Annotated in this window: 25 protein-coding genes; 11 read left to right on the top strand and 14 right to left on the bottom strand. The window is 69.4% G+C overall.

The features are described from left to right. Positions 1 to 2 precede the first annotated feature (2 nt). The 5 genes from EJ357_RS21535 to EJ357_RS21515 form a co-directional block, all read right to left on the bottom strand. The gene (locus EJ357_RS21535) at positions 3 to 1,559 is read right to left on the bottom strand and encodes an SCO6880 family protein (RefSeq protein WP_126393235.1); all 1,557 of its coding nucleotides are present in this window, start codon (positions 1,557 to 1,559) and stop codon (positions 3 to 5) included. After that, positions 1,556 to 2,884 carry a hypothetical protein gene (locus EJ357_RS21530; RefSeq protein ID WP_126393234.1) on the bottom strand — a complete coding sequence of 443 codons (1,329 nt, stop codon included), beginning with the start codon at positions 2,882 to 2,884 and terminating at the stop codon, positions 1,556 to 1,558. The genes EJ357_RS21535 and EJ357_RS21530 overlap by 4 nt, the downstream gene beginning before the upstream one ends. Beyond that, positions 2,874 to 3,704 carry a hypothetical protein gene (locus EJ357_RS21525; protein ID WP_126393233.1) on the bottom strand — a complete coding sequence of 277 codons (831 nt, stop codon included), beginning with the start codon at positions 3,702 to 3,704 and terminating at the stop codon, positions 2,874 to 2,876. Before EJ357_RS21525 ends, EJ357_RS21530 begins: the two co-directional genes overlap by 11 nt. Before the next feature lie 201 nt (positions 3,705 to 3,905). Beyond that, positions 3,906 to 4,214 carry a hypothetical protein gene (locus EJ357_RS21520; RefSeq protein WP_004000049.1) on the bottom strand — a complete coding sequence of 103 codons (309 nt, stop codon included), beginning with the start codon at positions 4,212 to 4,214 and terminating at the stop codon, positions 3,906 to 3,908. A 470-nt stretch (positions 4,215 to 4,684) separates the two neighbouring features. After that, positions 4,685 to 5,287, bottom strand: coding sequence for a TetR/AcrR family transcriptional regulator (locus EJ357_RS21515; RefSeq protein WP_126393232.1), 603 nt, complete (start codon positions 5,285 to 5,287; stop codon positions 4,685 to 4,687). Positions 5,288 to 5,376: 89 nt separating this feature from the next. Between EJ357_RS21515 and EJ357_RS21510 the strand changes: the two genes are divergently transcribed. Together EJ357_RS21510 and EJ357_RS21505 are read left to right on the top strand one after the other, a co-directional pair. Further along, positions 5,377 to 6,387, top strand: a complete 1,011-nt coding sequence (locus EJ357_RS21510) for an oxidoreductase (protein WP_126393231.1) — start codon at positions 5,377 to 5,379, stop codon at positions 6,385 to 6,387. Positions 6,388 to 6,619: 232 nt separating this feature from the next. Further along, positions 6,620 to 7,378, top strand: coding sequence for a PIG-L family deacetylase (locus EJ357_RS21505; RefSeq protein ID WP_126393230.1), 759 nt, complete (start codon positions 6,620 to 6,622; stop codon positions 7,376 to 7,378). A gap of 130 nt (positions 7,379 to 7,508) precedes the next feature. Here the strand turns inward: EJ357_RS21505 and EJ357_RS21500 are convergent, their stop codons facing one another. Beyond that, entirely contained in the window at positions 7,509 to 7,856 is a 348-nt protein-coding gene (locus EJ357_RS21500; protein ID WP_126393229.1) for a DUF1330 domain-containing protein, read from the bottom strand. Between the two features lie 330 nt (positions 7,857 to 8,186). Here EJ357_RS21500 and EJ357_RS21495 point away from each other — a divergent pair, with 330 nt between their 5' ends. Continuing rightward, positions 8,187 to 8,432, top strand: a complete 246-nt coding sequence (locus EJ357_RS21495; RefSeq protein WP_323378038.1) for a DUF397 domain-containing protein — start codon at positions 8,187 to 8,189, stop codon at positions 8,430 to 8,432. A gap of 200 nt (positions 8,433 to 8,632) precedes the next feature. Here the strand turns inward: EJ357_RS21495 and EJ357_RS21490 are convergent, their stop codons facing one another. Both EJ357_RS21490 and EJ357_RS21485 read right to left on the bottom strand, forming a co-directional pair. Beyond that, entirely contained in the window at positions 8,633 to 8,980 is a 348-nt protein-coding gene (locus EJ357_RS21490) for a hypothetical protein (protein WP_126393228.1), read from the bottom strand. A gap of 144 nt (positions 8,981 to 9,124) precedes the next feature. After that, a complete protein-coding gene (locus EJ357_RS21485) occupies positions 9,125 to 9,979 on the bottom strand; it encodes a helix-turn-helix domain-containing protein (protein WP_126393227.1) in 855 nt (284 codons plus the stop codon). A gap of 436 nt (positions 9,980 to 10,415) precedes the next feature. Between EJ357_RS21485 and EJ357_RS21480 the strand changes: the two genes are divergently transcribed. The 4 genes from EJ357_RS21480 to EJ357_RS21465 all read left to right on the top strand — a co-directional run bounded on the left by EJ357_RS21480 (position 10,416) and on the right by EJ357_RS21465 (position 14,870). Further along, positions 10,416 to 11,195, top strand: a complete 780-nt coding sequence (locus tag EJ357_RS21480; protein WP_126393226.1) for a trypsin-like serine peptidase — start codon at positions 10,416 to 10,418, stop codon at positions 11,193 to 11,195. 22 nt (positions 11,196 to 11,217) lie between these two features. After that, positions 11,218 to 12,906, top strand: coding sequence for a serine/threonine-protein kinase (locus EJ357_RS21475; RefSeq protein ID WP_126393225.1), 1,689 nt, complete (start codon positions 11,218 to 11,220; stop codon positions 12,904 to 12,906). A gap of 113 nt (positions 12,907 to 13,019) precedes the next feature. After that, on the top strand, positions 13,020 to 13,964 hold the full coding sequence (locus tag EJ357_RS21470; protein ID WP_228473188.1) for a C40 family peptidase: 945 nt from the start codon (positions 13,020 to 13,022) through the stop codon (positions 13,962 to 13,964). A gap of 195 nt (positions 13,965 to 14,159) precedes the next feature. Beyond that, complete coding sequence (locus tag EJ357_RS21465) at positions 14,160 to 14,870, top strand: phosphatase PAP2 family protein (RefSeq protein WP_126393223.1); 711 nt, start codon at positions 14,160 to 14,162, stop codon at positions 14,868 to 14,870. 93 nt (positions 14,871 to 14,963) lie between these two features. On the opposite strand, the gene EJ357_RS21460 is transcribed toward EJ357_RS21465, so the two are convergent. Together EJ357_RS21460 and EJ357_RS49420 are read right to left on the bottom strand one after the other, a co-directional pair. Next, positions 14,964 to 16,547 carry an FAD-binding oxidoreductase gene (locus EJ357_RS21460; protein ID WP_126393222.1) on the bottom strand — a complete coding sequence of 528 codons (1,584 nt, stop codon included), beginning with the start codon at positions 16,545 to 16,547 and terminating at the stop codon, positions 14,964 to 14,966. 215 nt (positions 16,548 to 16,762) lie between these two features. Beyond that, positions 16,763 to 16,942, bottom strand: coding sequence for a hypothetical protein (locus EJ357_RS49420; protein WP_126393221.1), 180 nt, complete (start codon positions 16,940 to 16,942; stop codon positions 16,763 to 16,765). 126 nt (positions 16,943 to 17,068) lie between these two features. On the opposite strand from EJ357_RS49420, the gene EJ357_RS21450 reads away from it, so the two are divergent. Both EJ357_RS21450 and EJ357_RS48360 read left to right on the top strand, forming a co-directional pair. Then, positions 17,069 to 17,911, top strand: coding sequence for a hypothetical protein (locus EJ357_RS21450; RefSeq protein ID WP_126393220.1), 843 nt, complete (start codon positions 17,069 to 17,071; stop codon positions 17,909 to 17,911). Between the two features lie 109 nt (positions 17,912 to 18,020). Continuing rightward, entirely contained in the window at positions 18,021 to 18,197 is a 177-nt protein-coding gene (locus EJ357_RS48360; RefSeq protein ID WP_175647467.1) for a hypothetical protein, read from the top strand. 24 nt (positions 18,198 to 18,221) lie between these two features. On the opposite strand, the gene EJ357_RS21445 is transcribed toward EJ357_RS48360, so the two are convergent. Beyond that, positions 18,222 to 18,626, bottom strand: a complete 405-nt coding sequence (locus EJ357_RS21445) for a metal-sensitive transcriptional regulator (protein WP_126393219.1) — start codon at positions 18,624 to 18,626, stop codon at positions 18,222 to 18,224. 236 nt (positions 18,627 to 18,862) lie between these two features. Here EJ357_RS21445 and EJ357_RS21440 point away from each other — a divergent pair, with 236 nt between their 5' ends. Together EJ357_RS21440 and EJ357_RS21435 are read left to right on the top strand one after the other, a co-directional pair. Then, entirely contained in the window at positions 18,863 to 19,483 is a 621-nt protein-coding gene (locus EJ357_RS21440) for a DUF47 domain-containing protein (protein WP_031479208.1), read from the top strand. 9 nt (positions 19,484 to 19,492) lie between these two features. After that, entirely contained in the window at positions 19,493 to 20,491 is a 999-nt protein-coding gene (locus EJ357_RS21435; RefSeq protein ID WP_126393218.1) for an inorganic phosphate transporter, read from the top strand. 321 nt (positions 20,492 to 20,812) lie between these two features. Here the strand turns inward: EJ357_RS21435 and pstB are convergent, their stop codons facing one another. From pstB to pstC, 3 genes are read right to left on the bottom strand one after another with little or no spacing between them, the layout of a single operon-like run. Next, positions 20,813 to 21,589, bottom strand: a complete 777-nt coding sequence (gene pstB / locus EJ357_RS21425; protein WP_126393216.1) for a phosphate ABC transporter ATP-binding protein PstB — start codon at positions 21,587 to 21,589, stop codon at positions 20,813 to 20,815. Between the two features lie 49 nt (positions 21,590 to 21,638). Beyond that, positions 21,639 to 22,697: a phosphate ABC transporter permease PstA gene (gene pstA, locus EJ357_RS21420; RefSeq protein ID WP_126393215.1), complete on the bottom strand. Its 1,059-nt coding sequence runs from the start codon at positions 22,695 to 22,697 to the stop codon at positions 21,639 to 21,641. Continuing rightward, positions 22,694 to 23,698 (bottom strand): phosphate ABC transporter permease subunit PstC, encoded by a 1,005-nt coding sequence (gene pstC / locus EJ357_RS21415; RefSeq protein ID WP_126393214.1) that lies wholly within the window; start codon positions 23,696 to 23,698, stop codon positions 22,694 to 22,696. Before pstC ends, pstA begins: the two co-directional genes overlap by 4 nt. Positions 23,699 to 23,790: the final 92 nt, after the last annotated feature.

The following is a 23,790-nucleotide window of genomic DNA, read 5'->3' as shown; positions in this document are numbered from 1 at the left end:
TCCTACCTCCGAATGCCGGTGGCGAAGGGGAGTGTGTTGACGAATGCCCGGTGGTGCTCCCGGTCGCACCATTCCAGCTTCAGATACGACTTTCCGGCTGACGCCCGGATGGTCCGCTTGTCGCGCGCGAGGGCCTCGGGGTTACGGGAGGAGACGGTGATGTAGCCGACCAGGTTGACGCCGGCGGCGCCGCTCGCGAGGTCCTCGCCGCGCTGGTCGAGGCGGGTGTGGGCGGCGACGTCGCGGGGGTCGACGGTGCGGTTCATCTTGGCGGCGCGGCTCGCCTCCGCCTCGTCGTTGGTCTTCTCGGTCAGCATGCGCTCGATGGCGACCTCGGTGGGTTCGAGGTCCATCGTGACGGCGACCGTGCGGATGACGTCGGGGGTGTGGACGAGGAGCGGCGCCAGGAAGTTGACGCCGACCGGGGTCATCGGCCACTCCTTCACCCAGGCCGTGGAGTGGCACCAGGGCGCGCGCGTGGAGGACTCCCGGGTCTTCGCCTGGAGGAACGTCGGCTCCACGGCGTCCAGCTCGGCCGGCCAGGCGTTGCGCTTCGTCATCGCCTGGATGTGGTCGATCGGGTGGTCCGGGTCGTACATGGAGTGGATGAGGGAGGCGAGACGGCCCTGGCCGAGGGGCTGGCGGACGCGGATGTCCGCTTCCTGGAGGCGGGAGCAGATGTCGGTCAGCTCGCGTGCCATGACGACGGCCAGGCCCGCGTCGCGGTCGACCTTGCCGCCGTGCGGGCGGGCCGCGCGGGCCATCGCCATGGCCTCGGCGGCGAGTTCGCGGGTGTAGTGCATGCAGGCGACGAGGTACGCGCGGTGCTGCTCGCTGCTCGTCGACACCATCGACTGGAGTTGGTCGTACGACTGCTGCAGCCATCCCGGGGCCCGCTCGTCGCCGCGTACGGCGACGTCCTTGGCGTGGGCGTCCGGGTCGGCGGGGAGGGTGCGGGCGAGCATCTGAAGGCGCGTCACGAAACCGTCGCCGTTGGCCACGTGCTTGAGGAGGGTGCCGAAGCGGTCGACGAGGGCTTCCTGGTCCTCGGAGTCGCGCAGGCCGACGCCGGGTCCCTCGATCTCGATCACGGCCGTGACGGTGCGGCGGTCGGCGTGCAGCAGTACGGCGATCTCGTCGGGCCCGAACGGGGCGGCCAGCCAGGTGACGCGGCCGATGCCGGGGGGCGGGCCGACCTCGACCTCGCGTCCGTCGGCCTGGGTGCCGGCCTCCATGACGCCGGAGCGGTAGGTGGTGCCCTGGCGGAGGGTGCGCTTGTAGCTGCGGTTGATCTCGAACCACTTGTAGATGGTCCGGTGCTTGTACGGCACGTAGACCGCGGCCAGCGCGAGCATCGGGAAGCCCATGAGCAGCACGATGCGCAGGGACAGGACGGGGACGAGGAGCCCGCACATCATGCCGAGGAACGCGCCGCCGATGATCAACGCGATCTCGCCGGTTTCACGGTTCCGGCCGACGACCGCGTTCGGCCGGGCGCGGCCGATCAGATACGTACGGCGGGGCGTGACCGGATGGGACACGTGGGACTGCGTCGTCAACGCCCGTCACCTCCTGAACGATTGCTGTTGCGGGTATTGCTGGCGTGGGGGGTGTTCACCGGGCTGCCCGAGCGGGGTGCGGGTGCGGCGGAGGGGACAGATCCGCCGCCTCCGTTCGAGGAGCGCGAACTGTGCGCGGCGACGCCGCCGGAGGCGGGGTTCGAGGGGCGGGCGCCGCCCGACTGGCCGCCGCCGCCCTGGTTGTCCGCGCGGGAGCTGTGGGTCTTGATGCCCTGGGCGACGAGGGTCGCGGGAGAGCTTATGACGGCGGCGGCCTTGCCCTCGGCGCCGCGCATGATGCGGTTGTTGCGGGAGCCGGCGAGCTCGTCGCCGAAGCCCGGGACGAAGCGGTAGATCATCGCGCTGGCGAAGATGGCGAGCAGGATGATGGCCAGGCCGGAGACGACGGCGGAGAAGGCGTTCGGTCCGTCGTCGGCGGACAGGGCGCCGGCCAGGCCGAGCACTATGACGATGACCGGCTTCACCAGGATGACGGCGATCATGATGCCCGCCCAGCGGCGGACGTGGCCCCAGAGGTTCTTGTCGACCAGGCCCGCGTAGACGACGGTGCCGAGGAGGGCGCCGACGTAGAGCAGGGCGGCGCGGATGACGAGCTCCAGCCAGAGGATGCCGGCGGCGAGGATGCTGACCAGGGAGACGACGATCAGCATGATCGGGCCGCCGCCGATGTCCTCGCCCTTCTCCAGGGCGCCGGAGAAGGTGCCGAAGAAGGTGTCCGTCTGGTCGCCTGTCGTTTTCGCGAGGACGTCCGTGATGCCGTCGGTCGCCGATACGACCGTGTAGAGGATCAGCGGGGTGAACGCGGACGCGAGGACTGTGAGCCAGAGGAAGCCGATCGCTTCGCTGATGGCGGTGGTCAGGGGGACGCCGCGGACGGCTCGTTTGGCCACGGCCAGGAGCCAGAGGAGGAGCGTGAGGATCGTCGACGCCGCGAAGACGACCGCGTACTGCTGGAGGAACTTGGGGTTCGTGAAGTCGACGTTCGCCGTGTCCTTCACGGCCTCGCTGAGCTTGTCGACGGTCCAGGCGGCGGCTTCGGCACAGCCCTTGGCGAGGGAGGAGAGGGGGTCGAGGGTGGAGGTGGGGTCGGTCAGGGAGCGGCCGCCGGTGCTGGTGCCGGATCCGCTGTTGTCTTGTTCGCAGTAGTCCTTGGCGGGGCCGACGATGAGGTCGCAGTTGTCACCTGACGGGGTCGGTGAGGGCGTGGGCGCGGCGACGGCCCGCGTGGCCAGCAGCACGACCGTGGTCTGTACGGCGGTGAAGGCGGCGGCGACCTTGAGTACGCGGCGCGGGTTAGCGGGCATACGTGAAGCCTCCGTACTCCTCGACGGCCTTGGCCATCTCGTCGGCGCTGGACGCCCGGTTGTCCCCGGGGACGGGTGCAGGGCCGTTCTTCTGGGAGAAGCTGTCGACCTTCCAGTCGCTGTTTGCCCAGCGGAGCTGGAGCGTCATGGTGAACCAGTCGCTGCTGGCCGGATTGGTCGAGCTCTCCCCGGCCATGCCGAACACGCCGGTGCACCACACCTCGACGGTCGCCGCGGAGGCCGAGTAGCTCGTGACCTTGGTCCCGACCGGCACGGTGCGCGAGACGTAGGTGTTGCCCTCCGTCGCGTCGCCGTTCTCGTCAAGGCCGATGCTGCTCAGGAACTCCTTGGAATATGCCTGGTCGAACTTGGCGGCGAGTTCGGCCTGCTTGTCGGCGACGAAGACCTGCTGGACGATCTCGGCCCTGCGGGCCGGCTTGAGGATGTCGGCGGACACCAGTGTCACCGCGTAGTTGGCCGCGGCGCTCTGTACGCCTTGCGCATCCTGAGCGAACCCCGCCGGAATCCCCCCGGACGCCCCCTCCACCGGCCGCGCCCCACTCGCCGCCGTCGCCGAGGAATTCGGCTGGTTTTCGTCCCCGGTCGCGGAATCGGAGTCGTCGCCTCCACGGTTCGCGAAGGCGATCGCTGCGATGAGGAGGACCACCACGCCGACCACGGTGACCAGGCTCCGGGACGACGAGCGGCCGCCTCTCCGTGCGCCCCCGTACACGTCACCGCCGCTCTCGGGCAGTCGTGTGCGGGTCTGGCCCGTGCCTCCGTAACCGCCGGAGGACTCCCGCTCGTCTCCGAGACTCATGCCGCGTACGCCCCCTCGGCGTCGGACGAAAACACGTAGGAGTACGACGGTAGCCGTGCTGGTTCCCGCGTGGGCGCGGTGTGGTGACTCGACATCAGGGAAACGCAACCTCAGCCGGTGAGCACGACGGGTGGGTGGGGGACTCGGGGAGGGACCGGGCGTGCCCGGAGCGGACGGAGGGAGCGGAGGAGGCCGCGGGGGCTAGACCGCCATGCCGTACACGATGGTGAACAGCGTGCCCAGTGAGCCGATGATGAAGACGCCCGTCAGACCGGCGATGATCAGTCCCTTGCCCTGCTCGGCGCTGAACGTGTCGCGCAGGGCCGTGGCGCCGATGCGCTGTTTGGCCGCGCCCCAGATGGCGATGCCGAGGCAGATCAGGATGGCCACCGCCATCACGACCTCGATCATCACCTTCGCCTCGTTGCCCAGGCTGCCGAAGGGGCCCCAGTCCGGAGCGATTCCACCGATGATGGTGTTGATGTCGCCCTTATCGGCCGCAAAGAGCATGTAAGTCACCGCCCCTGTTGGGTAGTTCCGCAGTCCCCTGCGCTGCGCAGAGGTCAGGCCTCATTCTCGCCGACATTGTCGCCGTCGTATGTCGACTTGGCGTCATTGATGGGCGGGATTCGTACGAATGGCACGTACGGTCACTCTGTGTATCACGGCTGGTCACGCCGGGCAATGAGGTCTGAGCGGAACCTGTCGTGTGGTTCCGTCGTTAGCCCTCCTCACGCCGGGTGCCGTTTCTGGCGGCCGGTCGGGTGAGTGATCGCGCCCGTGTTCTGCGGGTGAAGGCTATCCCGGCAGCGCGAACGGGCCACGGCGGGGTGCCGTGGCCCGTTGCTGTCAGGGGTGGTGACGGAGTGTCAGGGGGGTGTCAGCCGGTGAAGGGGTTCAGGCCCTGTGGAGTGCCCCAGCCGGTGGGGCCGTCGTAGCCGGTGCGGGCGGTGCGGAAGTACGGCGTGGAGCAGGCTTCGTCAGCGGGGCTTCAAGCCGTGCAGCAAGTGGTGGACCAGGCCCTCCACCCCTGTTAGGGCCGCCTCCGGTGTCAGCCAGCCGGCCGCGATGAAGCCGGCCATGCCGTGGAGGGTGGCGCCCGTGACGAGGTTGAGTTCCTCGGGGTCGCCCTCGATGATCTCGCCTCGTTTCTGGGCGTCCGCGAGGACCCGTTCGAGGCTGCCGACCGTGCGCTCGACGGCGACGGCCATCTGCTCCGAGGCGTCCGGGTCGTGCTTGCGGGCGTACATGAGCTCCAGGAGCTCGGCGTTGTCGATGGCGAAGGTGAGATAGGCCCGGGCCAGGGCGGTGAGGCGGGGTTCCAGCGGGAGTGCCGGGTCCTCGGCCGCGCTCAGGGACCGGCTGAGGCGCTCGTACCCGGCCAGGGCCAGGGCGTTCAGCAGAGCCTGCTTGTCCTTGAAGTGGCGGCCGGGCGCGGCGTGGCTGACGCCGACCTCGCGGGCCAGTTCGCGCAGGGAGAGGGCGGCGGCGCCCTTGTCGCGCAGGGTGCTTTCCGCGGCGGCTAGCAGGGCGGCGCGCAGGTCTCCGTGGTGGTAGGGGCGGCTCTCGGGCATGCGCACCATCGTAGCTTGATGTTGGCGCTGTCATCTTTGTTGGCGTCGTCACCATTGTTGTCATTGACAGCATTGTTGGCGGCGCCTACATTCGAGGCATGGCTGACAACACGAAGAAGAAGACCAACGGGACATGGGACGCGACCCGCCTTCCCGACCTCGCGGGCCGCACCGCCGTCGTGACCGGCGCCAACAGCGGCATCGGCCTCACCGCGGCCGACGCGCTGGCCCGCGCGGGCGCGCACGTCGTGTTCGCCGTACGGGACCCGGAGCGGGGCCGGACAGCGGCGGCGACGGTGAACGGCAGCACGGAGGTGCGGCGCCTGGATCTGGCGGATCTGTCGTCCGTGCGGGAGTTCGCGGACGGCTGGCAGGGGCGCCCCCTGGATCTGCTGATCAACAACGCGGGCGTGATGATGCTGCCGCAGCAGCGGACGGCGGACGGCTTCGAGATGCAGTTCGGCACGAATCATCTGGGCCACTTCGCGCTGACGAACCTGCTCCTGCCGTACGTCACCGACCGGGTGGTGACCGTGTCGTCCGGGGCGCATCGCTGGGGCAACGCGCGGATCCGCTTCGAGGACCTCGACTTCACGGCCGACTACGACCCGCAGCGCGCGTACGCCCAGTCGAAGCTGGCGAACCTGCTCTTCACGCTGGAACTGCAGCGCCGGCTGGCCGCCTCCGGGTCCCCGGTCCGGGCCCTGGCCGCGCACCCCGGCTATGCCGCCACCAACCTGCAGAGCCATGCGGCGAACCCGGTGATGCGTGGGCTCATGAAGTTCGGCAACAGGTTCCTCGCCCAGGACGACAGGGCGGGTGCGCTGCCGACGCTGTACGCGGCGACCCAGGATCTGCCCGGCGCGAGCTACGTCGGCCCGGACGGGCTGGGCGAGATGCGGGGCGCGCCGACGCTGGTGGGGCGGACGGCGGCGGCGAGTGACGCGGGGGTGGCGCGGCGGTTGTGGACGGTGTCGGAGGAGCTGACCGGGGTGAGCTGGCCGTCGGGGCCGTCGGGGCCGTCGGGGCCGTCGGGGCAGTCGGGGGAGTCGGGGGCGGCCGGGCCGGCCAAGGTGGCCGGTGGGATTGGGGCTGGTGGGGTTGGGTGAGGTGGGGGGCCCGGGTGCGGTGGCGGTCGGGCGCCGGGGGTGCCTCGTTCCCGGGGCCCGCCGAGTGCTGGGGCGCCGTGCCAGGGTCGGCCCGTCCGGCGCCGGCGTGCCGTCCCGAGGACCGGCCCGCCTGCCCGCCTGCCCGCGGGCCACACGCCGCAGGCCGCGCAGGCCGTAGGCCGCCTGAGCCCGCGCGCCCACGGGTAGAAAGGCACCCGGAGGTGATCGCCCGATGCCGTCGCCCAGCCTGCTCGGGGTCTTCGCCCACCCGGACGACGAGTCCCTGTTCTCGGGCGGAGTCCTCGCCCGGCACGCCGCCGAAGGCGCTCGCACCGCGGTCGTCACGGCGACCTGGACCCCGGACACGCAACGCGGCGCCGAACTCGCCGAGGCGCTGCGGATCCTCGGCGCCGGTGAGCCGCGGATGCTCGGCTACGCCGACGCCGGGGTGCCGCACTCCGCGCCCGGCAGCCCGCGGCTGTGCGAGGCGCCGCTCGACGAGGTGGTGGGCCGACTGGTCGCCCACCTCAGGGAGTTCCGTCCGCGGATCGTGGTGACCCATGACGCGTACGGCGGCCTGACCGGCCATCCCGACCATGTGCACACCCACCGCGTCACCACGCTCGCCGTCCAGGCGGCCGGCCTCGAACGCCTCTACCCGGACGCCGGCGCCCCCTGGCAGCCGAGCGCCCTCTACCTGGCCACGCACCCCCACTCGGCCCTCGCCGCGCTGAGTGAACTGGCCCGTGCGGGCAAGGGCGTGAACACGGTCCCGGACGAACGGGTCACCGCGACCGTCGACGTCAGCCCCTGGCTTCGGCAGAAATGGGCGGCCGTACTGGCCCACCGCACGGAGGTGGAGCGGGGAGCCGCACCCGGACTGCTGGCCGGGTTCCCCGAGGCGGTCCGTGACGGGATCCTCTCCACCGAGTGGTACATCCGGCAGGACGCGGTCTCCCGGGCGACGGCGCAGACGGAGCTGACCAGCTGAGGGCGCGCCTGCTCCGGCTCCGGCCCGGTGAGCCAGGCCGGCTGCGCAACGACGGGACGCCCGCGTGCCTCCGGCAGTGCTGCCCGGCAGTGCTGCCTGGCAGTGCCGCCCGGCAGTGCTGAGTTGAGTGCTACTCGTCCCGCAGCGCGTCCCGCATGACCTTGGCGGTGACGGTCGGGTCGTAGCCCTCAGGGACGCCCTCGACGAGGATGATGTCGCCCTCGATGTGCCGGGAGCGCAGGGGCGCGATCTCCTGGTAGGCGGGCGAGTCCCACCACGCCCGCGCCTCCTCGATCCCGGGGAAGCCGATCACCACCACGTGCCCCGGCCAACTGCCCTCCTTCGTCTCGTGCGGCGTGACGTGCACGAGGAAGCGGCCGCCGTACGGTTCGAAGGTGGCGGGTATGCGCTCGATGTACTCGGCGATCTCCGGGTGCGGGGCGGCGTCCCGGAGGTGTGCGATGGCGTAGGCGGGCATCGTGTGGGCTCCTTCCGGCGGGTGGGGCTCCTTGTGCCGACGATCGTGACAGCGGGGCCCGCCGGAGTCGATGACCTGTCAGGTCATGCGGCCTGCCGCGCACCATCGGCGGCAGCCGTCCGGCTGTGCCGTGTGGCTCACGGTGCTCAACGCGGCGGTGTGAGGGGGCCGTTCGTGGGCCGCGGGGTGGCGTGAAGCCTTGGGCGTGGGCGCGACGCCTGTTGGGGGGCCGGGTCCGGTGGGTACAACCCCTGTGCGCGGTGGGCCGTCGGGTGCCCTCTCCTGCCCGGATCCTGGCCTGCCCTGTGGGCCGTTGGCGAGTTCGGGCATGTGGCAGGCGGTTGGGAGGAGGCGGTGTTGGCTGCGGAGAGTGCCCTGATTGTGTGGCGGAAGAGCAGTTACAGCGGTTCGAACACGGAATGCTGTGAGGTCGCTGCTCTCCCGACTGAGGTCCGAGTACGTGATTCCAAGTGCCCCCAACGGGCTGTGCTCCGGTTCTCCTTGCCCATCTGGCAGGTGGCTGTAGCGTATTTCGCCTGGGGAGAATCCGCCGGAGGCAGTCATGAACAGTTGTGATCCAGCCGATCGCGCCGGGCATGCGGAGACAAGGCGGGGTGAGTTCGCGCGCTATTGCGCGGTGACCGGACTGGTCGCCGCCGCAGCCGGGGGCGGAGCCTCCCTGCTGGGCGGGGAACCGGTCGTCCGTCTTGTGGTGTGGGCGCTGGTCCTGATCGTCGTTTCCGCGGCCGCCGGCTGGTGGTGGGCCGCGGCGCCCGCTACCGCTCATCGGTGGACGGTGGGTCTTTTGGTGCGCCCGGTAGCGAAGGCCGAACCGACTCGAACGCTTTCGCGAAGGTCCTGATGAGGAGGATGGCCGCACCGAAAGTGCCGGCCACGCACGCCTCGGGCGGGATGCCCATGCGGATGCCCGCGTAGGCCACCAGGGTCAGGGTGGTCGAGGAGAACACGGTCAGTGCGGCCAGGTTGCGCACGATCCGTATCAGATCGTCCGTGTGCGCCCTTCTGCGCCGTATGGCGTTGTCCGTGTCGTCCTGGCGCAGGTGCCGCAGGCGGGAACACGCGTCGTCGCTGGTGATGCCCTGCGCTGTGAGAGAAGCGGGCACCGACGGGTCGTGTGCGGGCCGTGGGCGTACCCGGCGTGCCGTCGTGGTGGGGGAGCGGCCGTTGCCCGGGCATGGCTGCCGGTCCTTGCGCCTCCGTTTCTCGTTCGCCATGGACTGTGCCCCCGTCGGTGCCTGGTCGGATTCTCAGGAACGGTTCAGTTGGTCGAGGAGATCGTCGAGGAATGCGGCCGAGGCCTCCGGGCTCAGCGCCTTGTCCGTCAGGTCCTCGAAGCTCTCCTGGTAGCGGGCGACCATCTCGCGGTTGTCCCGGTTGGTGAGCACACCGCCTGGTCCGGCCACGTACAGCACGTCCTCGTCGTCATGGAAGCCGAGCAGGATGAAGCTGTTCTCCAAGCTGTCGTGGGCGCCCGCAGTCAGGGGCAGCACCTGGAGCTTGATCTTCCCTTCGGCGGCCCGCTGTTTGATGTGGGTCAGCTGCCCGCGCATGGTGCCGATGCCACCGATCAGCCGGCGCAGTGCGGACTCGTCGACGATCACAGTGACGCTCGGGCCGCCGTCCGCGAAGACGCGTTCCTGGCGGGCCGTTCGGAGGTCGACGTTGCGCGGGATGGGGGTGGACGGAGGAGACGCGTGGAAGAACGCGGTCATGTAGTCCGTCGTCTGGAGCAACCCGGGGATGAGCGTGGGGTGGTACGTGCGGATGCTGTCCGCCGCGTTCTCGTAGCCCAGGTACTGGGCGAACGGGGGCGCGATGATGTCGTTGTACTCCGACCACCACGACTGGCCCTTGCTGCCGCGTGCCGCCTGTTCCAGTTCCTTGACGACCGATTCGTCGGTCACCTCGTAAAGGCGGAGCATCGCCTGGAGGTCGGTGACGGACAGGCTCACTGTGCCCGCCTCGATCCGGATCACCTTTGACAGAGACCAGTCAAGGTGGTCTGCGGCGTCGCGTTGCGTCAGGGCCTTCTTGTCGCGCGCGGCCTTGAGTGCGAGGCGCAGCTTTCGCCGGTTCAGGCTTGGGTCCGAGGCGGTGGGCATGGGGCTCCTTCTGTGACGCGCTGGACGCGCCTCAGTGCGAACTGCCACGCGACCAGCGGCTGGGCATGGTCGCGTAGCACGCTAGGTGCGAATTGGCTACCCCTGAAGGAGGCTTGCGGAAAAGGTGATGACTCTGTTAGCCCAGGTCATTCAGCCAGAAGCGGACGGCTTTAGGCTGATTGGACCCGGTCGGATGGCTTCGGTCGGGTCGGTGTCGTCAAATTGGTGCTACCCAAAAGACATGTTGCTAATCGACCGATCGGGTGACATCCGGTCCAATGTGCTGCAGGTCACACGACTGGAGGTTTCCCGGTGGTCGCCACCTGAACTGGCCGAACTCGCACGCCCGTACGGCGGGTGTGACGGATCCGATTTGCGTCGGGGCCGCGGGGGCGTCTGACGCTTCTCTCACCTTCGTGGGCCACAGTGACCCCCGATGAAGCCCACCTCCCGTACCTCCCACTCCCCTCGCCTCTCCCTGTACGCCGCCGGCCTTCTCCTCGCCCTCACATCGGCCTCCGCCGCGGCAGGCGGCGCCGGCGCAGGTCCTTTCGGTGTGACCACCTTCGCCGCGGCCACGGCGCGCAGCGCGCGGGTGGGTGCGCTGTTCGCGGCGGACCGTCGTGACCGGCTGCGCGGCGGGCACTTCTGCACCGCGTCCGTCGTCCACAGTGCCCACCGGGACCTCATCGTCACCGCCGCCCACTGCCTGAACGGACGGCCCGACGATCTCGTGTTCGTGCCGGGGTACCGGGACGGCGAGGCGCCCTACGGGGTGTGGAAGGTCGGGCGGCGGTTCCTGTCGGAGGGGTGGAAGGAGAGGCGGGACGAGGACAGCGACGTGGCTTTCGCGGTCGTGGAGGAGCGGGGTGGGGAAGGCGTCGAGGACGTGGTGGGCGGCGAACGGTTCGCCACGGACACGGCCACCGGGGCCACGGCGGTCACCGTCACCGCGTATCTCAACTCCCGTGAATCGCCGGTCAGTTGCACCAACAGGCCGCGACCGCAAAGCCGTACGCAGCAGCGCATCGCATGCCCCGGCTTCAGCGGAGGGAGCAGCGGGAGTCCCTGGGTCGACGGGGACGGGGCGGTCGTCGGGGTGTTGGGCGGGCACGACGGGGGTGGGTCGACGGCGGACGTGTCGTACAGCGTGGTGCTGGGGGCGGAGGCGGCGGAGCTGTTCCAGGAAGCGGAAAGGGACTCCGCGTCGAACTGATCTCTGTGGCAAGGTCGGTTCGGTGGACGCACTGAGGGATCGGGATCCCGCGCACATAGGCGCATACACACTGCTGGCACGGCTCGGTGCGGGCGGTATGGGACAGGTCTATCTGGCCCGGTCGCCGGGTGGGCGGCTGGTCGCCATCAAGGTCATCCGGGACGAGATCACCGATCACCCGGAGGCGCTGGCCCGGTTCCGGCGTGAGGTGGAGACGGTGCGGGCCGTGCGGAGCGCGTACACGGCGAACCTGATTGACGCCTCGTTGGATGTGGCGCCGTACTGGCTGGCCACCGAGTATGTGTCGGGGCCGACGTTGGGCAAGGCTGTGGGGGAGCGGGGGGCGTTGCCGGCCGAGACGTGCCGTGGGGTGCTCGCGGCCCTCGCCGAAGGCCTCGCGGCGGTGCACGCGCACGGCGTCACGCACCGGGACCTCAAGCCGCAGAACGTCATCCTCGCCACCCAAGGGCCTTCGCTCATCGACTTCGGCATCGCACGCGGTGCCGGTCAGACGGCCCTCACCGAGGCCGGGTTCGCGCCGGGTACGCCCGGCTTCACGGCGCCCGAGGTGCTGATACGCAACGAGGTCGGTCCGGCCGCGGACGTGTTCGCGCTGGGCGCGACGCTCGCGTACGCGGCGACCGGGCGGCCTCCGTTCGGCATGGGCGAGCCGGCCGGGGTCAGTTACCGGGCCGTTCACGAGCCCATCGATCTCGCGGGCGTGGAGCCGGAGTTGGCGGCCCTCGTCGAGGCATGCGTGGCCAAGGACCCGGCGGAGCGGCCGGGGCTCGGCGAGGTGATCGCGCGGTGCGGGGTGCGGGCGGCGCTCGTCGAGGACCCGTTCTACGCGGGGCTCGCCCAACTGGCCGAGGCGGTGCCGCAGACGCCGCCGACTGGGCAGGCGGGGGCCACGGTGCCGGTGCCTCCGGCGCATCCGCCGCTGGGGGCGCACGAACTGCCCACGGCCGGTGCGCCGAACGGGTACGGGTACACGCCGACGCAGGTGAGCGGGCCCACGCAGGCCGTCCGCCGTCGCCGTATCGCGCCCTGGAGGGTCGCCGTGGCCATGGCGGTCGCGGTCGGCGTGGCCTACGTGCTCATGGCGCCGGACGACGACAAGGGCGGCGGCTCCGCCGCAGGGGGCGACAGGTCGCCCGGCCCGTCGTCCTCGGCTGCGTCGAAGGAAGCACCCGCGTACGCGGGGGACAAGCTCGACCGAACGCTGTGGTACTCGGACACCGGCGAGTGCCAACTGCCGCCGGAGGAGCGGGCAGGCAACGGCTTCATGGGCTCCATCAGCGACGCCGACGACCCGGATGCCGGCACGGAGACGCTCACCCTCGACGGCAAGGTGCGGATCGGATTCCGCGACAAGTACGCGACCGAGGGCAAGGCGCCCTATTACGTCACCGTCAGTGTGAAGCCGCCGCACGACATCGACCCGTCCACCGGGAAACCGGTCGAGGGACTGCTGGCCGACAACGCGAACGTGGGCTACACGAGCAAGCCCGTCGACGTGTACGGCGGCAGCAACCCCGGAGACTGGAAGTACGTCACGTATCCGGACGACTTCAACTCCTGGGTGCGGGGCAAGCCGTCCCCCGCCATCCCCTTGACCAATGACCCCGGCGACTGGACCGTGCAGTTTCATCACATCCGTACGCCCGACGACTACTCGAGCGTCTTCTGCCGTGGCTTCACGGTGAAATAACGCCACTCTCACCGGATACGGTCTTGAACAGCGGCGATATGGGGGAGGGTTGAGCCGTGCGAAAAGTATGGGTGGCCGGTGGTGTCGCGGTCGCGCTCGGACTGAGCTTCGTGATGCTGCTCGTCGTCGGGGTGTACATCGTCGCCGGAAACCTGGTCAACGGCGTCGGCAAGGGCAGCGTCGGACTGGCCAAGGGATCGGTGCCCGGCGCGTACAAGACGCTCGTGCAGAAGTGGGGCAACCTGTGCCCCGCCATCAACCCCGCCCTGCTCGCGGCCCAGCTCTACCAGGAGAGCGGCTGGGACCCGGACGTCGTCAGCCACGCCGACGCCCGCGGTATCGCCCAGTTCATCCCGAGCACCTGGGCCACGCACGGTGTCGACGGCGACGGAGACGGCGACCGCGACATCTGGGACCCGAACGACGCGATTCCGTCGGCCGCGTCGTACGACTGCGAACTCGCCAAGTACGTCAAGGACGTCCCCGGCGACACCACGAACAACATGCTCGCCGCCTACAACGCGGGCGCGTACCGCGTCATAAAGGCGGGCGGGGTGCCGGCCATCACCGAGACGCAGAACTACGTCACCAGGATCCGCAGCCTGGAGAAGAGCTTCGCCGCGCCCGTCAGCCGCGTGGACCCCTCCAAGCAGGCCGCCGGCGCCATCTACTACGCCCAGAAGAAACTCGGCACTCCCTACCTCTGGGGCGGTGAGGGGACCGCCGCGGACGGTGGTCGGTTCGACTGTTCCGGGTTGACCCAGGCCGCTTACGACAGTGTCGGGATCTCCTTGCCGCGGGTCGCCAACGATCAGTACAACGCGGGGCCGCATCCGGCCAGGGACGAGCTGCTCCCGGGGGATCTGGTGTTCTTCTCGGACGACCTCACCAACTCGCGTGCCATCCGGCATGTGGGGATTTATGTGGGCGGCGGCTACATGATCGACGCGCCGAGAACAGGTGCTGTGATCCGGTTCGACCCGATCGACACCCCGGACTACTTCGGGGCCACCCGAGTCACCGAAGATGGCGCGAAAGCGCTGCCCACCGCGGTTTAGACGGAGTGTGAACCCACCCCCTGAGCTGCGGTGATGGGTCTCTCTTCGATAACGTCTGCGTGATCATTCAGTGGAGTGTGGAACGTATCCACAGGGGCCGTGCGTTCCTGGTGACGTAGCCGGATCACAACCACGGGGGTGGGCGGAGCGGCGTACGCAGGATGCGCCGAGAGACGACGAAGGGGCCGCGGCATCATGGCTGGACTCGCAGAATCCGGGTCGAACCCCGACGTCGAGCTGCTCTACGACATCAATGGCCTGGCCAAGGACGCGCCGCGCTGGTTCGACGGGGTCATGGAGTACGTCGGTGAGTACGGGCTCGTCCTCGCTCTGATCCTGCTCGTGGTGTGGTGCTGGTGGTCCGTGCGGCGCAGGGGCGCGGAGGACGCCGCCTCGTCCGTGGCCGCGCTCGTGTGGGCGCCGCTGGCCGCCGCCGTCGCGGTGCTCGTGAACGTGCCGATACGGGGGTTCGTGGAGCGTCCGCGGCCCTTCAACGATCATCAAGGGCTCGAGGTCCTGGTGAGCGGCAAGACCGACTACTCGTTCGTGAGTGATCACGCGACGATCGCCATGGCCCTGGCGGTCGGGTTGTTCGTCGCGAACCGGAAGTTCGGGCTGGTCGGGATCGGGATCGCCCTTCTCGAGGGTTTCTGCCGGGTCTACATGGGCGTGCACTATCCGACCGACGTGGTGGGCGGATTCGCGCTCGGTACGGCGGTCGCGCTGCTGCTGTCGCCGCTCGCCATGGCGCTGCTGACACCGGTGATGTCCGCCGTCGAGCGGTCGCCGCGGGTGGGGTGGTTGGTCAGCGCGCGGGGACGGTCCCGGGTGGGTGGCCAGGACGCGCTGATTCCGGGGGCTCGGAAGGAGACGGCCGGGGCTGAGGAGCGGGATCTGGCGGCCTAGGGGCCTGGGTCCTGCCTTCGACTTCGACGTCGACTTCGACACCGGTTCCGGTTCCGGTTTCGGTTTCGGGTCCGGCTTCCGAGGCGTCGGTGCCTACAGCGCCTGCGGGTACGTGAAGAACCTCTCCGGGTCGTACTGCTTCTTCAGCTTCGTCAGGCGCGTCGCCGCATCCCCGTAGTACGCCTTGCGCCAGTCGCTCAGGGACGGGTCGGTGTAGTTCTGGTACGCGGCGCCCGAGGCGTACGGCCGCATCGCGTCGTGGGCCGATTTCAGCCACGCCTGGGCCGTGGAGCCCGTCGTGCCGGCGCGCCAGGAGGCGATGTACTGGGCGAGGAAGCGGGAGCGGCGGTGCACGAAGGCCGTGGCCGTGGGGGAGACGCGGTTGACGGCTCCGCCGAGGGCCGTGAGCGCGATGCTGCCGGAGCCGCCGCGGACCGACCGCATCTGCTTCATCAGGGTCTGGATGCCCGCCTGCGAGAGGGAGCGGTCGAAGAAGTCCGACTTCGCGGTGTACGTCTCGCGGCTCAGCGCGCCCTGGGGGGAGCGGCCCGGGGTGGAGCCGGGGAGGTGGCACTGGGCGTCCGTGGCGAAGGACGAGCAGCCCGCGTAGAGCTCCATCGACTCCTCGTACGAGCGGCGCCTGAGGGCGACGCTGCTCGCGGGGCCGGGTCCGCCGGGGCCGTCGGCGAGGCGGTCGACCGCGTTCTGGAGTTCGCCGTAGGTGCCGAGCGAGAACGCCGCGACCGTGATGGTGGGGTTGCCGCCCGCGTGGTTCGAGATGCTCAGGGCCGACCAGATCTCGTCGGGCCGGGTCGGGCCCCACTCCTGCCACGCCTTGATCAGCGCGGCCGCCTTCGACCAGGGCCAGGTCATGTACGCCGTGACGGCCTGGGGGGCGGGGTGGGTCTTGAACTGGAGTTCCGTCACGACGCCGAAGTTGCCGTTGCCGGCGCCGCGCAGGGCCCAGAAGAGGTCCTTGTTGGTGCCGGCGTTGGCGGTGAGCTGCTTGCCGTCGGCGGTGATCACGGTGGCCTGGGTGAGGCTGTCGCAGGTCAGGCCGTACGCGCGTGAGGTGACGCCGTGGCCGCCGCCGAGGGTGAGGCCGGAGACGCCGACGGAGGGGCAGGAGCCGGCGGGGATGGTGACGCCCTTGGCGGCGAGGGCCCGGTAGACGTCGATGAGCTTGGAGCCGGCGCCGATCACCGCGGTGTTGCCCGAGGCTCGGATGCGGTTGAGCCTGGAGACGTCGATGATCAGGCGGTTGTTGCCGGAGGACCAGCCGGCGTAGGAGTGGCCGCCGTTGCGGATGGCGACCTGGAAGTGGTGGGCGCGGGCGTAGGCGAGGGTGGTGCGGATGTCGTCCTGGTGGGCGACGTAGGCGACGGCGGCGGGCTTCAGGGTGTCGAAGCGGGTGTTGTAGAGCTGGTGGGCGGACTTCCAGTCGGTGTCGCCGGGGCGGATGAGGGTGCCGTCCAGGTCCTGGGCGAGGGCGGTCCAATTGGCGGGGGCGGTGGCTGGAGGGCGGGAGGAGGAGGAGGCGGACTGGGTGCGCGTGGCTGTGTCCGCGCCTGTTCCTGTCCCTGTACCTGTGGCGGAGCCGTTGCTGCTTTTGCAGGCGGTTGCCGTGAGGGCGGTGAGCGCTGCTGCGCCGCCGCCGATGAAGGTACGCCGTTCCATGTCGCCTCCTGGGGGTTACGTGGACGGAGACGGGGTGGTGGGGGTCGGGGTTCCATGGTGTGGGGGGCCATCGGGGCGGGCCGGCCTGGTCCTCAAACTCCCCCAGAGGGGGGACCCCCAGACGGGCTGGAACACCTGGGCCGGAAACGGAGTCCCCTCGGCGGGCCGCGGGGATGAAGGTGCTCGGTGAACGTTCCCCGGCGCTCACGGGGCCGTCAGCCCCCCACGTGTCCCTCGGCGTCGGCCCGCGCCGCGCTGCGTGCGCGTCTCGCCGGGCCCCGCCAGCCGCAGGTGCAGCGGGCTGTGCAGAAAGGGCCCTTTTCCACCGTCGTCGTGCGGTGTTCGTCGGGGCCGCGATGTTTTCGGGGGGACGTCGGTCCGTCCTGCTGCGCCACGTCAGCAACGTTACCCAAGGCAAGTAAGCGCAACGCCCTCGGGCGGCGTGACGGGGGCACCTACTCGTCGTTAACCGGAACGACAGGGGGCCCGTGACGGACGTACCGGCTGGGGGTAGGCAGGCGATGACGGAGCGGCAGCAGCACAGGCGGAGGCAAGGGGCCGGCGTCGCGGCCGGGGTCCTGTGTGTCTGTCTGGCGGGCAGCGGGTGCGCGGGGAGCGGGGCGGCCGCGGAGGATTCGCGTGGGCGGGACGCCGTGGAGGTCGTGCGGCGCGCTGCCGACGCGCTCGTCGGGGCCCGGAGTTCCAAGGCCCGTACGTCCATGGAGATGGCCACCGGCGGCACCCGCGTCACCATCCGCGGTGAGGGTGTGTACGACTTCCGCAAGCAGCTGGGGCAGTTGAAGGTGCTGTTGCCCCAGGATCCCGCCGGTGCGACCGCGCATCGGCCGATCATGGAACTCCTCGCTCCCGGGGCGCTGTTCATGAAGAACCGGGGCGCGGGTGTGCCCGCCGACAAGTGGGTGCGGGTCGATACGCGGTCGCTCTCGGACGGGAATCTGGTCACCGGCGGCGCCACCGATCCGTTCGCCGCCGCCGAGGTGCTGCGCGGGGCGCGGACGGCGACGTATGTGGGGGACAAGGAGGTCGCGGGTACCGCCGTGCGGCATTACCGGGGGACCGCTGATCTCGGTGCCGCCGCCCAGGAGGCGTCCGACGGGAACAAGGAAGCGCTGGCGGCAGCGGCGAAAGGGTTCGCCACGGACGAGGTGCCGTTCGATGTGTATCTCGACGACGACGGCCGGATCCGGAAGGTCCGGCATCGGTTCAGTTTCGTCAACGGCCAGCCGAGCGGTGGTGCCGTTGCCGTGGCTTCCACGACCTTGCTCTATGACTTCGGGGCGCCTGTCGACGTACGCCTTCCGGAACGCGAGGACATCTACGCGGGGAAGATCGCCGAGGAGTGAGGTGGGCGTATGCGTGCGTGACGGGCGTCAAGAACTAGCCCGTCCGTGCCATGCGCGGTGTGTAGGCCGCTCCCTACTCTAGGAAGTCGGTAACGGCAGAGACGAGGTGATGCACGTGGCTCCGGTCGGCGGTACGGCAGTTCAGGACTACGTGGCCCTCGCCGAGATCGAGCTGTGCGGAGAGCTGATCATCGCGGCCTCGGCCGCCCGTGAGGACCGGCTGAGTCTGGAAAGCATCGATGAGGTGCTGAGAGTCGCGGAGGAGCGGGGTACGGAGGGCGAGTGAGCTCCCCCGCAGCGGCGGCAGCCGTCAGGTTCGCAGCAGTCGTCCGATCGCCTTCGTCGCCTCCTCCACCTTCGCGTCGATCTCCGCACCGCCCTTGAGGGCCGCGTCGGCGACGCAGTGCCGGAGGTGTTCCTCCAGCAGCTGGAGGGCGAAGGACTGCAGGGCCTTGGTGGAGGCGGACACCTGCGTGAGTATGTCGATGCAGTAGACGTCCTCGTCGACCATCCGCTGCAGGCCGCGGATCTGGCCCTCGATGCGGCGCAGGCGCTTGAGGTGTTCGTCCTTCTGTTTGTGGTAGCCGTGGATGCCCCGGTCGTGGTCCGTCACGACCTCCGTGACGTTCGCGACATCCGCCGCGTCCGTGACGTTCGTTTCCGCGGTCCGGTCTGCTGCGGAGGGCGCACCCGCGCCGGCCTCGGTGGTCGTCATCGCGTCCTCCAGACGTAAACCGCTTCATATACCCCTACTGGGTATATCGTACCGAACTTTGCTGGGTATAGGGCCTGTGGCCGATGCCGCGAACGGCCGTTGGACTGGACCACTGGGCAGCCCCCGTGCCGACCACTGTGCCTGATGGGCGACACTGGAGGACGGCCCATTAGCCGTGGCCGGATGATGCGCCTAGCATCAGCCTGACCGAAACCGATGCTCTCTGAGGACCCCACGTGCGATTTCGTCTGACCCCCCGGGAGACGAGCTTCTACGACATGTTCGCCGCATCCGCGGACAACATCGTCACGGGCTCGAAGCTCCTGATGGAACTGCTCGGGGCGGACAACGCCGGCCGGGCCGAGATCGCCGAACGTATGCGGGCCGCGGAACACGCGGGTGACGATGCCACACACGCGATCTTCCACCAGCTGAACTCCTCGTTCATCACGCCGTTCGACCGTGAGGACATCTACTCCCTCGCATCCTCCCTCGACGACATCATGGACTTCATGGAGGAGGCCGTCGACCTGGTCGTCCTCTACAACGTCGAGGAACTGCCCAAGGGCGTCGAGCAGCAGATCGAGGTGCTGGCGCGGGCCGCGGAGCTCACGGCCGAGGCAATGCCGAACCTGCGCACGATGGACAACCTCACCGAGTACTGGATCGAGGTCAACCGCCTCGAGAACCAGGCCGACCAGATACACCGCAAGCTCCTCGCCCACCTCTTCAACGGCAAGTACGACGCCATCGAGGTGCTGAAGCTCAAGCAGATCGTTGATGTGCTGGAGGAAGCGGCCGACGCCTTCGAGCACGTGGCGAACACGGTGGAGACCATCGCCGTCAAGGAGTCCTGAGACCCGCCCATGGACACCTTCGCGCTGGTCGCGACCATCGGGGTCGCGCTCTTCTTCACGTACACCAACGGCTTCCACGACTCCGCGAACGCGATCGCCACGTCCGTGTCGACGCGGGCGCTCACGCCGCGTGCCGCGCTGGCGATGGCCGCGGTGATGAATCTGGGCGGTGCCTTTCTGGGGTCCGGCGTCGCCAAGACCGTCAGTGAGGGCCTGATTCAGACACCCGAGGGCTCGAAGGGGATGGGGATTCTGTTCGCGGCCCTGGTGGGCGCGATCACCTGGAACCTCGTCACCTGGTACTTCGGGCTTCCCTCCTCTTCCTCGCACGCGCTGTTCGGCGGCATGGTGGGGGCGGCGCTCGCCGGAGGGACGACGGTGTACTGGAGCGGGGTGCTGGAGAAGGTCGTCATCCCGATGTTCGTGTCGCCCATCGTCGGGCTGTGCGCGGGCTATCTCGTGATGACGGCGATCATGTGGATCTTCCGGCGGGCCAATCCGCACAAGGCCAAGCGGGGGTTCCGGATCGCGCAGACCGTGTCGGCGGCCGGGATGGCGCTCGGGCATGGTCTGCAGGACGCGCAGAAGACCATGGGCATCGTGGTGATGGCGCTGGTCATCGCCGATGTCGAGGACTACGGCGATCCCATTCCGGTGTGGGTGAAGATCGTGTGCGCCGTGATGCTGTCGCTGGGGACGTATGCCGGCGGGTGGCGGATCATGCGGACGTTGGGGCGGAAGATCATTGAGTTGGATCCGCCGCAGGGGTTCGCCGCGGAGACGACCGGGGCTTCGATCATGTTCACCACCGCCTTTCTCTTCAAGGCGCCGATCTCCACGACGCATGTCATCACCTCGGCGATCATGGGTGTCGGGGCGACGAAGCGGGTGAACGCCGTGCGGTGGGGCGTGGCCAAGAACATCGTTCTCGGGTGGTTCATCACGATGCCCGCGGCGGCGCTGGTGGCTGCGGGGGCGTTCGGGGTCGTGAACCTGGCGTTTCTGTAGGCGACGGGTCGCTGCGGCCGGCGCGCCACGGGTTTTCCTCGCCCCCGCCGCCCCTACCCGTCCCGTCCCTGGGGGCTGCCGCCCCCAGACCCCCGCATCGGCCCGAAGGGCCTCGTCCTCAAACGCCGGACAGGCTGAAATGCCGGCATCGGCGTCCAGAGGTGACGGGGGCGGGTGGGGCCATGAGCTTCAGCGCTGCCCCGATCCCCGCACCGCCGACAGACACGGGCCCGCCCCCCGGGAGCCAGGGGGCGGGCCCTTTATCTGCCTCGCGGTGGCACCGCCATGCAGCACCGCGAGGGGTTCATGTGGCCGGGTGGGTCACCCGAAGCGGCCAGAGATGTAGTCCTCCGTGGCCTGGACCGACGGGTTGGAGAAGATGCGCTCCGTGTCGTCGATCTCGATCAGCTTGCCGGGCTGGCCGACGGCCGCCAGGTTGAAGAAGGCGGTGCGGTCGGAGACACGGGCCGCCTGCTGCATGTTGTGCGTCACGATGACGATCGTGAAGCGCTCCTTGAGCTCGCCGATCAGGTCCTCGATGGCGAGGGTGGAGATCGGGTCCAGGGCCGAGCAGGGCTCGTCCATGAGGAGGACCTTCGGTTCCACCGCGATCGCGCGGGCGATGCACAGACGCTGCTGCTGGCCGCCGGAGAGACCGGAGCCCGGCTTGTTCAGGCGGTCCTTGACCTCGTTCCAGAGGTTGGCGCCCTTGAGGGACTTCTCGACGATGTCGTCCAGCTGCGACTTCTTGTACGAGCCGTTCAGCTTCAGGCCGGCCGCGACGTTGTCGTAGACGGACATCGTGGGGAAGGGGTTCGGGCGCTGGAAGACCATGCCGACCTCGCGGCGCACGGCCACGGGGTCGATTCCGGCGCCGTACAGGTTCTCGTCGTCGAGCATGACCTTGCCCTCGACCCGGCCGCCCGGCGTGACCTCGTGCATCCGGTTGAGGGTGCGCAGGAACGTGGACTTGCCGCAGCCGGACGGGCCGATGAAGGCCGTCACGGAGCGCGGCTCGACGGTCATCGAGATGTCCTCGATGGCCAGGAAGGAGCCGTAGTAGGCGTTGAGGCCGCTGACATCAATACGCTTGGCCATGGAAATCACTGCTTCTTTCAGGGGGGAATCGGGTCGCTGATCGGCCGCGTCAGCGGCCCGTCTTGGGGGCCTTCCAGCGGGCGATGCCGCGGGCCACCATGTTGAGGATCATCACGAAGGCGATCAGCGTCAGCGACGCCGCCCACGCACGGTCGTAAGCCGGAGCCTCGCCCGATCCGTACTGCTGGTAGATGTACAGCGGGAGCGACGCCTGCGCACCGTCGAAGGGGTTCGAGTTGATGAACTTGCTGCCGAACACCAGCAGCAGCACGGGCGCGGTCTCACCGGCGATACGGGCGATGGACAGCATGATGCCGGTGATGATGCCGCCGAGCGAGGTCGGCAGGACCACCTTCATGATGGTGCGCCACTTCGGCACGCCGAGCGCCAGGGAGGCCTCGCGCAGCTCGTTCGGGACGAGCTTGAGCATCTCCTCGGTGGAACGGACGACGACCGGCATCATCAGGATCGCGAGAGCGAGTGAGCCGGCGAAGCCGAAGGGCTCCATCTCGAACATCAGCATGATGCTGAGGATGAACAGGCCGGCGACGATCGACGGGATGCCGGTCATGACGTCGACGAAGAAGGTGACGGCCCGAGCGAGGCTGCCGCGCCCGTACTCCACCAGGTAGATCGCGGTGAGCACGCCGATCGGCGCGGCGATCAGCGTGGCGAGGCCGACCTGCTCCAGAGTGCCGAGAATGGCGTGGTAGATGCCGCCGCCCGGCTCCGAGTCGGCGACCACGCCCATCGAGTGGGTCAGGAAGTAGCCGTCGAGGACCTTGATGCCGCGTTGGACGGTCGACCACACCAGCGAGGCCAGCGGCACCACGGCGAGCAGGAACGCGACCCACACCATCGAGGTGACCACGCGGTCCTTGGCCTGGCGGCGGTTCTCGATCCAGGCGGAGATGACGTACGTACCGATGACGTACAGGAGCGCTGCGATCAGCGCCCACTGGATGTCGCTGGCCAGACCTGCGGCGGTGCTGATGCCGAATCCGAGCGCGATGGATGCGGCGCCGATGGCCCAGGGGGCCCACTTGGGCAGCGAGGCGCCGCGTAGGGTGCTGGGGCGCTTTCCGGCGAGGGAAGGTGCGGTGCTCATGCGTTGGCCCCCGAGTACTCCTTGCGGCGGGCGATGATCGCGCGGGCCGCGCCGTTGACCAGCAGGGTGATGACGAACAGGACCAGACCGGAGGCGATCAGCGCGTCACGGCCGAACTCGGTGGCCTCACTGAACTTGCTGGCGATGTTCTGGGCGAAGGTACCGCCGCCCGGGTCGAGCAGGCTGGTGTGGATCAGGAAGTCCGGGGAGAGCACGGTGGCGACGGCCATCGTCTCTCCGAGTGCGCGGCCGAGACCGAGCATCGAGGCGGAGATCACGCCGGAGCGGCCGAAGGGGAGGACCGCCATGCGGATCACTTCCCAGCGGGTGGCGCCGAGGGCCAGGGCGGCCTCTTCGTGGATCTGCGGGACCTGGCGGAAGACCTCGCGGCTCACGTTGGTGATGATCGGCAGGATCATGATCGCGAGCAGGATGCCCACGGTGAGCATGGAGCGCGCGGCGCCGCCCTGCCACTCGAAGATGCCCGTCCAGCCGAGGTAGTCGTTCAGCCAGCCGTTCAGGCCGTTCAGGTGCGGTACCAGGATCAGGGCGCCCCACAGGCCGTAGACGATGGACGGCACGGCGGCGAGCAGGTCGATCACATAGGCGATCGGGCCGCTCAGCCGGCGCGGGGCGTAGTGGGTGAGGAACAGGGCGATCGAGACCGCGATCGGGACCGCGATGACCATGGCGATGATCGAGGAGACGATCGTGCCGTAGGCCAGGACCGCGATGCCGAAGACCGGCGGGGTGGCACTGGTGTTCCACTCGAAGGTGGTCAGGAAGTTGCCCTCGTCCTTGCTGATGGCGAGGGCGGCGCGGTAGGTGAGGAAGCCCGCGATCGCGGCCATGATCACCAGCAGCAGAATGCCCGATCCACGGGAGAGGCCGAGGAAGATCCGGTCTCCGGGTCGGGTGGCACCACGGGCCGCGCGCTTCTGCTCGGTCGCGGACGGCTGTGGAGTGGGGGGAGGTGCGTCAGCTATGTGTGTGGTGTCCATCGGGTTCTCCGGTCTGCGGAACCGCACGTGGTGTGCGGCCCCTGGCGGCGGTGCACCGGACGGTGCGGTCCGGTCCCGCTGGGGGACCGGAC

It is taken from the genome of Streptomyces cyaneochromogenes (assembly GCF_003963535.1).
GTDB lineage: Bacteria > Actinomycetota > Actinomycetes > Streptomycetales > Streptomycetaceae > Streptomyces > Streptomyces shaanxiensis.
The sequence above is the reverse complement of the archived record's forward strand: the minus strand, read 5'-3'. Positions and strand labels throughout refer to the sequence as shown.

Coding starts and splice junctions, on each gene's coding strand:
- EJ357_RS21530 (WP_126393234.1), bottom strand. CDS start 2,884: ATGCCCGCTAACCCGCGCCGCGTACTCAAGGTCGCCGCCGCCTTCACC.
- EJ357_RS21525 (WP_126393233.1), bottom strand. CDS start 3,704: ATGAGTCTCGGAGACGAGCGGGAGTCCTCCGGCGGTTACGGAGGCACG.
- EJ357_RS21520 (WP_004000049.1), bottom strand. CDS start 4,214: ATGCTCTTTGCGGCCGATAAGGGCGACATCAACACCATCATCGGTGGA.
- EJ357_RS21515 (WP_126393232.1), bottom strand. CDS start 5,287: ATGGTGCGCATGCCCGAGAGCCGCCCCTACCACCACGGAGACCTGCGC.
- EJ357_RS21510 (WP_126393231.1), top strand. CDS start 5,377: ATGGCTGACAACACGAAGAAGAAGACCAACGGGACATGGGACGCGACC.
- EJ357_RS21505 (WP_126393230.1), top strand. CDS start 6,620: ATGCCGTCGCCCAGCCTGCTCGGGGTCTTCGCCCACCCGGACGACGAG.
- EJ357_RS21500 (WP_126393229.1), bottom strand. CDS start 7,856: ATGCCCGCCTACGCCATCGCACACCTCCGGGACGCCGCCCCGCACCCG.
- EJ357_RS21485 (WP_126393227.1), bottom strand. CDS start 9,979: ATGCCCACCGCCTCGGACCCAAGCCTGAACCGGCGAAAGCTGCGCCTC.
- EJ357_RS21480 (WP_126393226.1), top strand. CDS start 10,416: ATGAAGCCCACCTCCCGTACCTCCCACTCCCCTCGCCTCTCCCTGTAC.
- EJ357_RS21470 (WP_228473188.1), top strand. CDS start 13,020: ATGCTGCTCGTCGTCGGGGTGTACATCGTCGCCGGAAACCTGGTCAAC.
- EJ357_RS21465 (WP_126393223.1), top strand. CDS start 14,160: ATGGCTGGACTCGCAGAATCCGGGTCGAACCCCGACGTCGAGCTGCTC.
- EJ357_RS21460 (WP_126393222.1), bottom strand. CDS start 16,547: ATGGAACGGCGTACCTTCATCGGCGGCGGCGCAGCAGCGCTCACCGCC.
- EJ357_RS21450 (WP_126393220.1), top strand. CDS start 17,069: ATGACGGAGCGGCAGCAGCACAGGCGGAGGCAAGGGGCCGGCGTCGCG.
- EJ357_RS48360 (WP_175647467.1), top strand. CDS start 18,021: ATGCACGTGGCTCCGGTCGGCGGTACGGCAGTTCAGGACTACGTGGCC.
- EJ357_RS21445 (WP_126393219.1), bottom strand. CDS start 18,626: ATGACGACCACCGAGGCCGGCGCGGGTGCGCCCTCCGCAGCAGACCGG.
- EJ357_RS21435 (WP_126393218.1), top strand. CDS start 19,493: ATGGACACCTTCGCGCTGGTCGCGACCATCGGGGTCGCGCTCTTCTTC.
- pstB (WP_126393216.1), bottom strand. CDS start 21,589: ATGGCCAAGCGTATTGATGTCAGCGGCCTCAACGCCTACTACGGCTCC.
- pstA (WP_126393215.1), bottom strand. CDS start 22,697: ATGAGCACCGCACCTTCCCTCGCCGGAAAGCGCCCCAGCACCCTACGC.
- pstC (WP_126393214.1), bottom strand. CDS start 23,698: ATGGACACCACACACATAGCTGACGCACCTCCCCCCACTCCACAGCCG.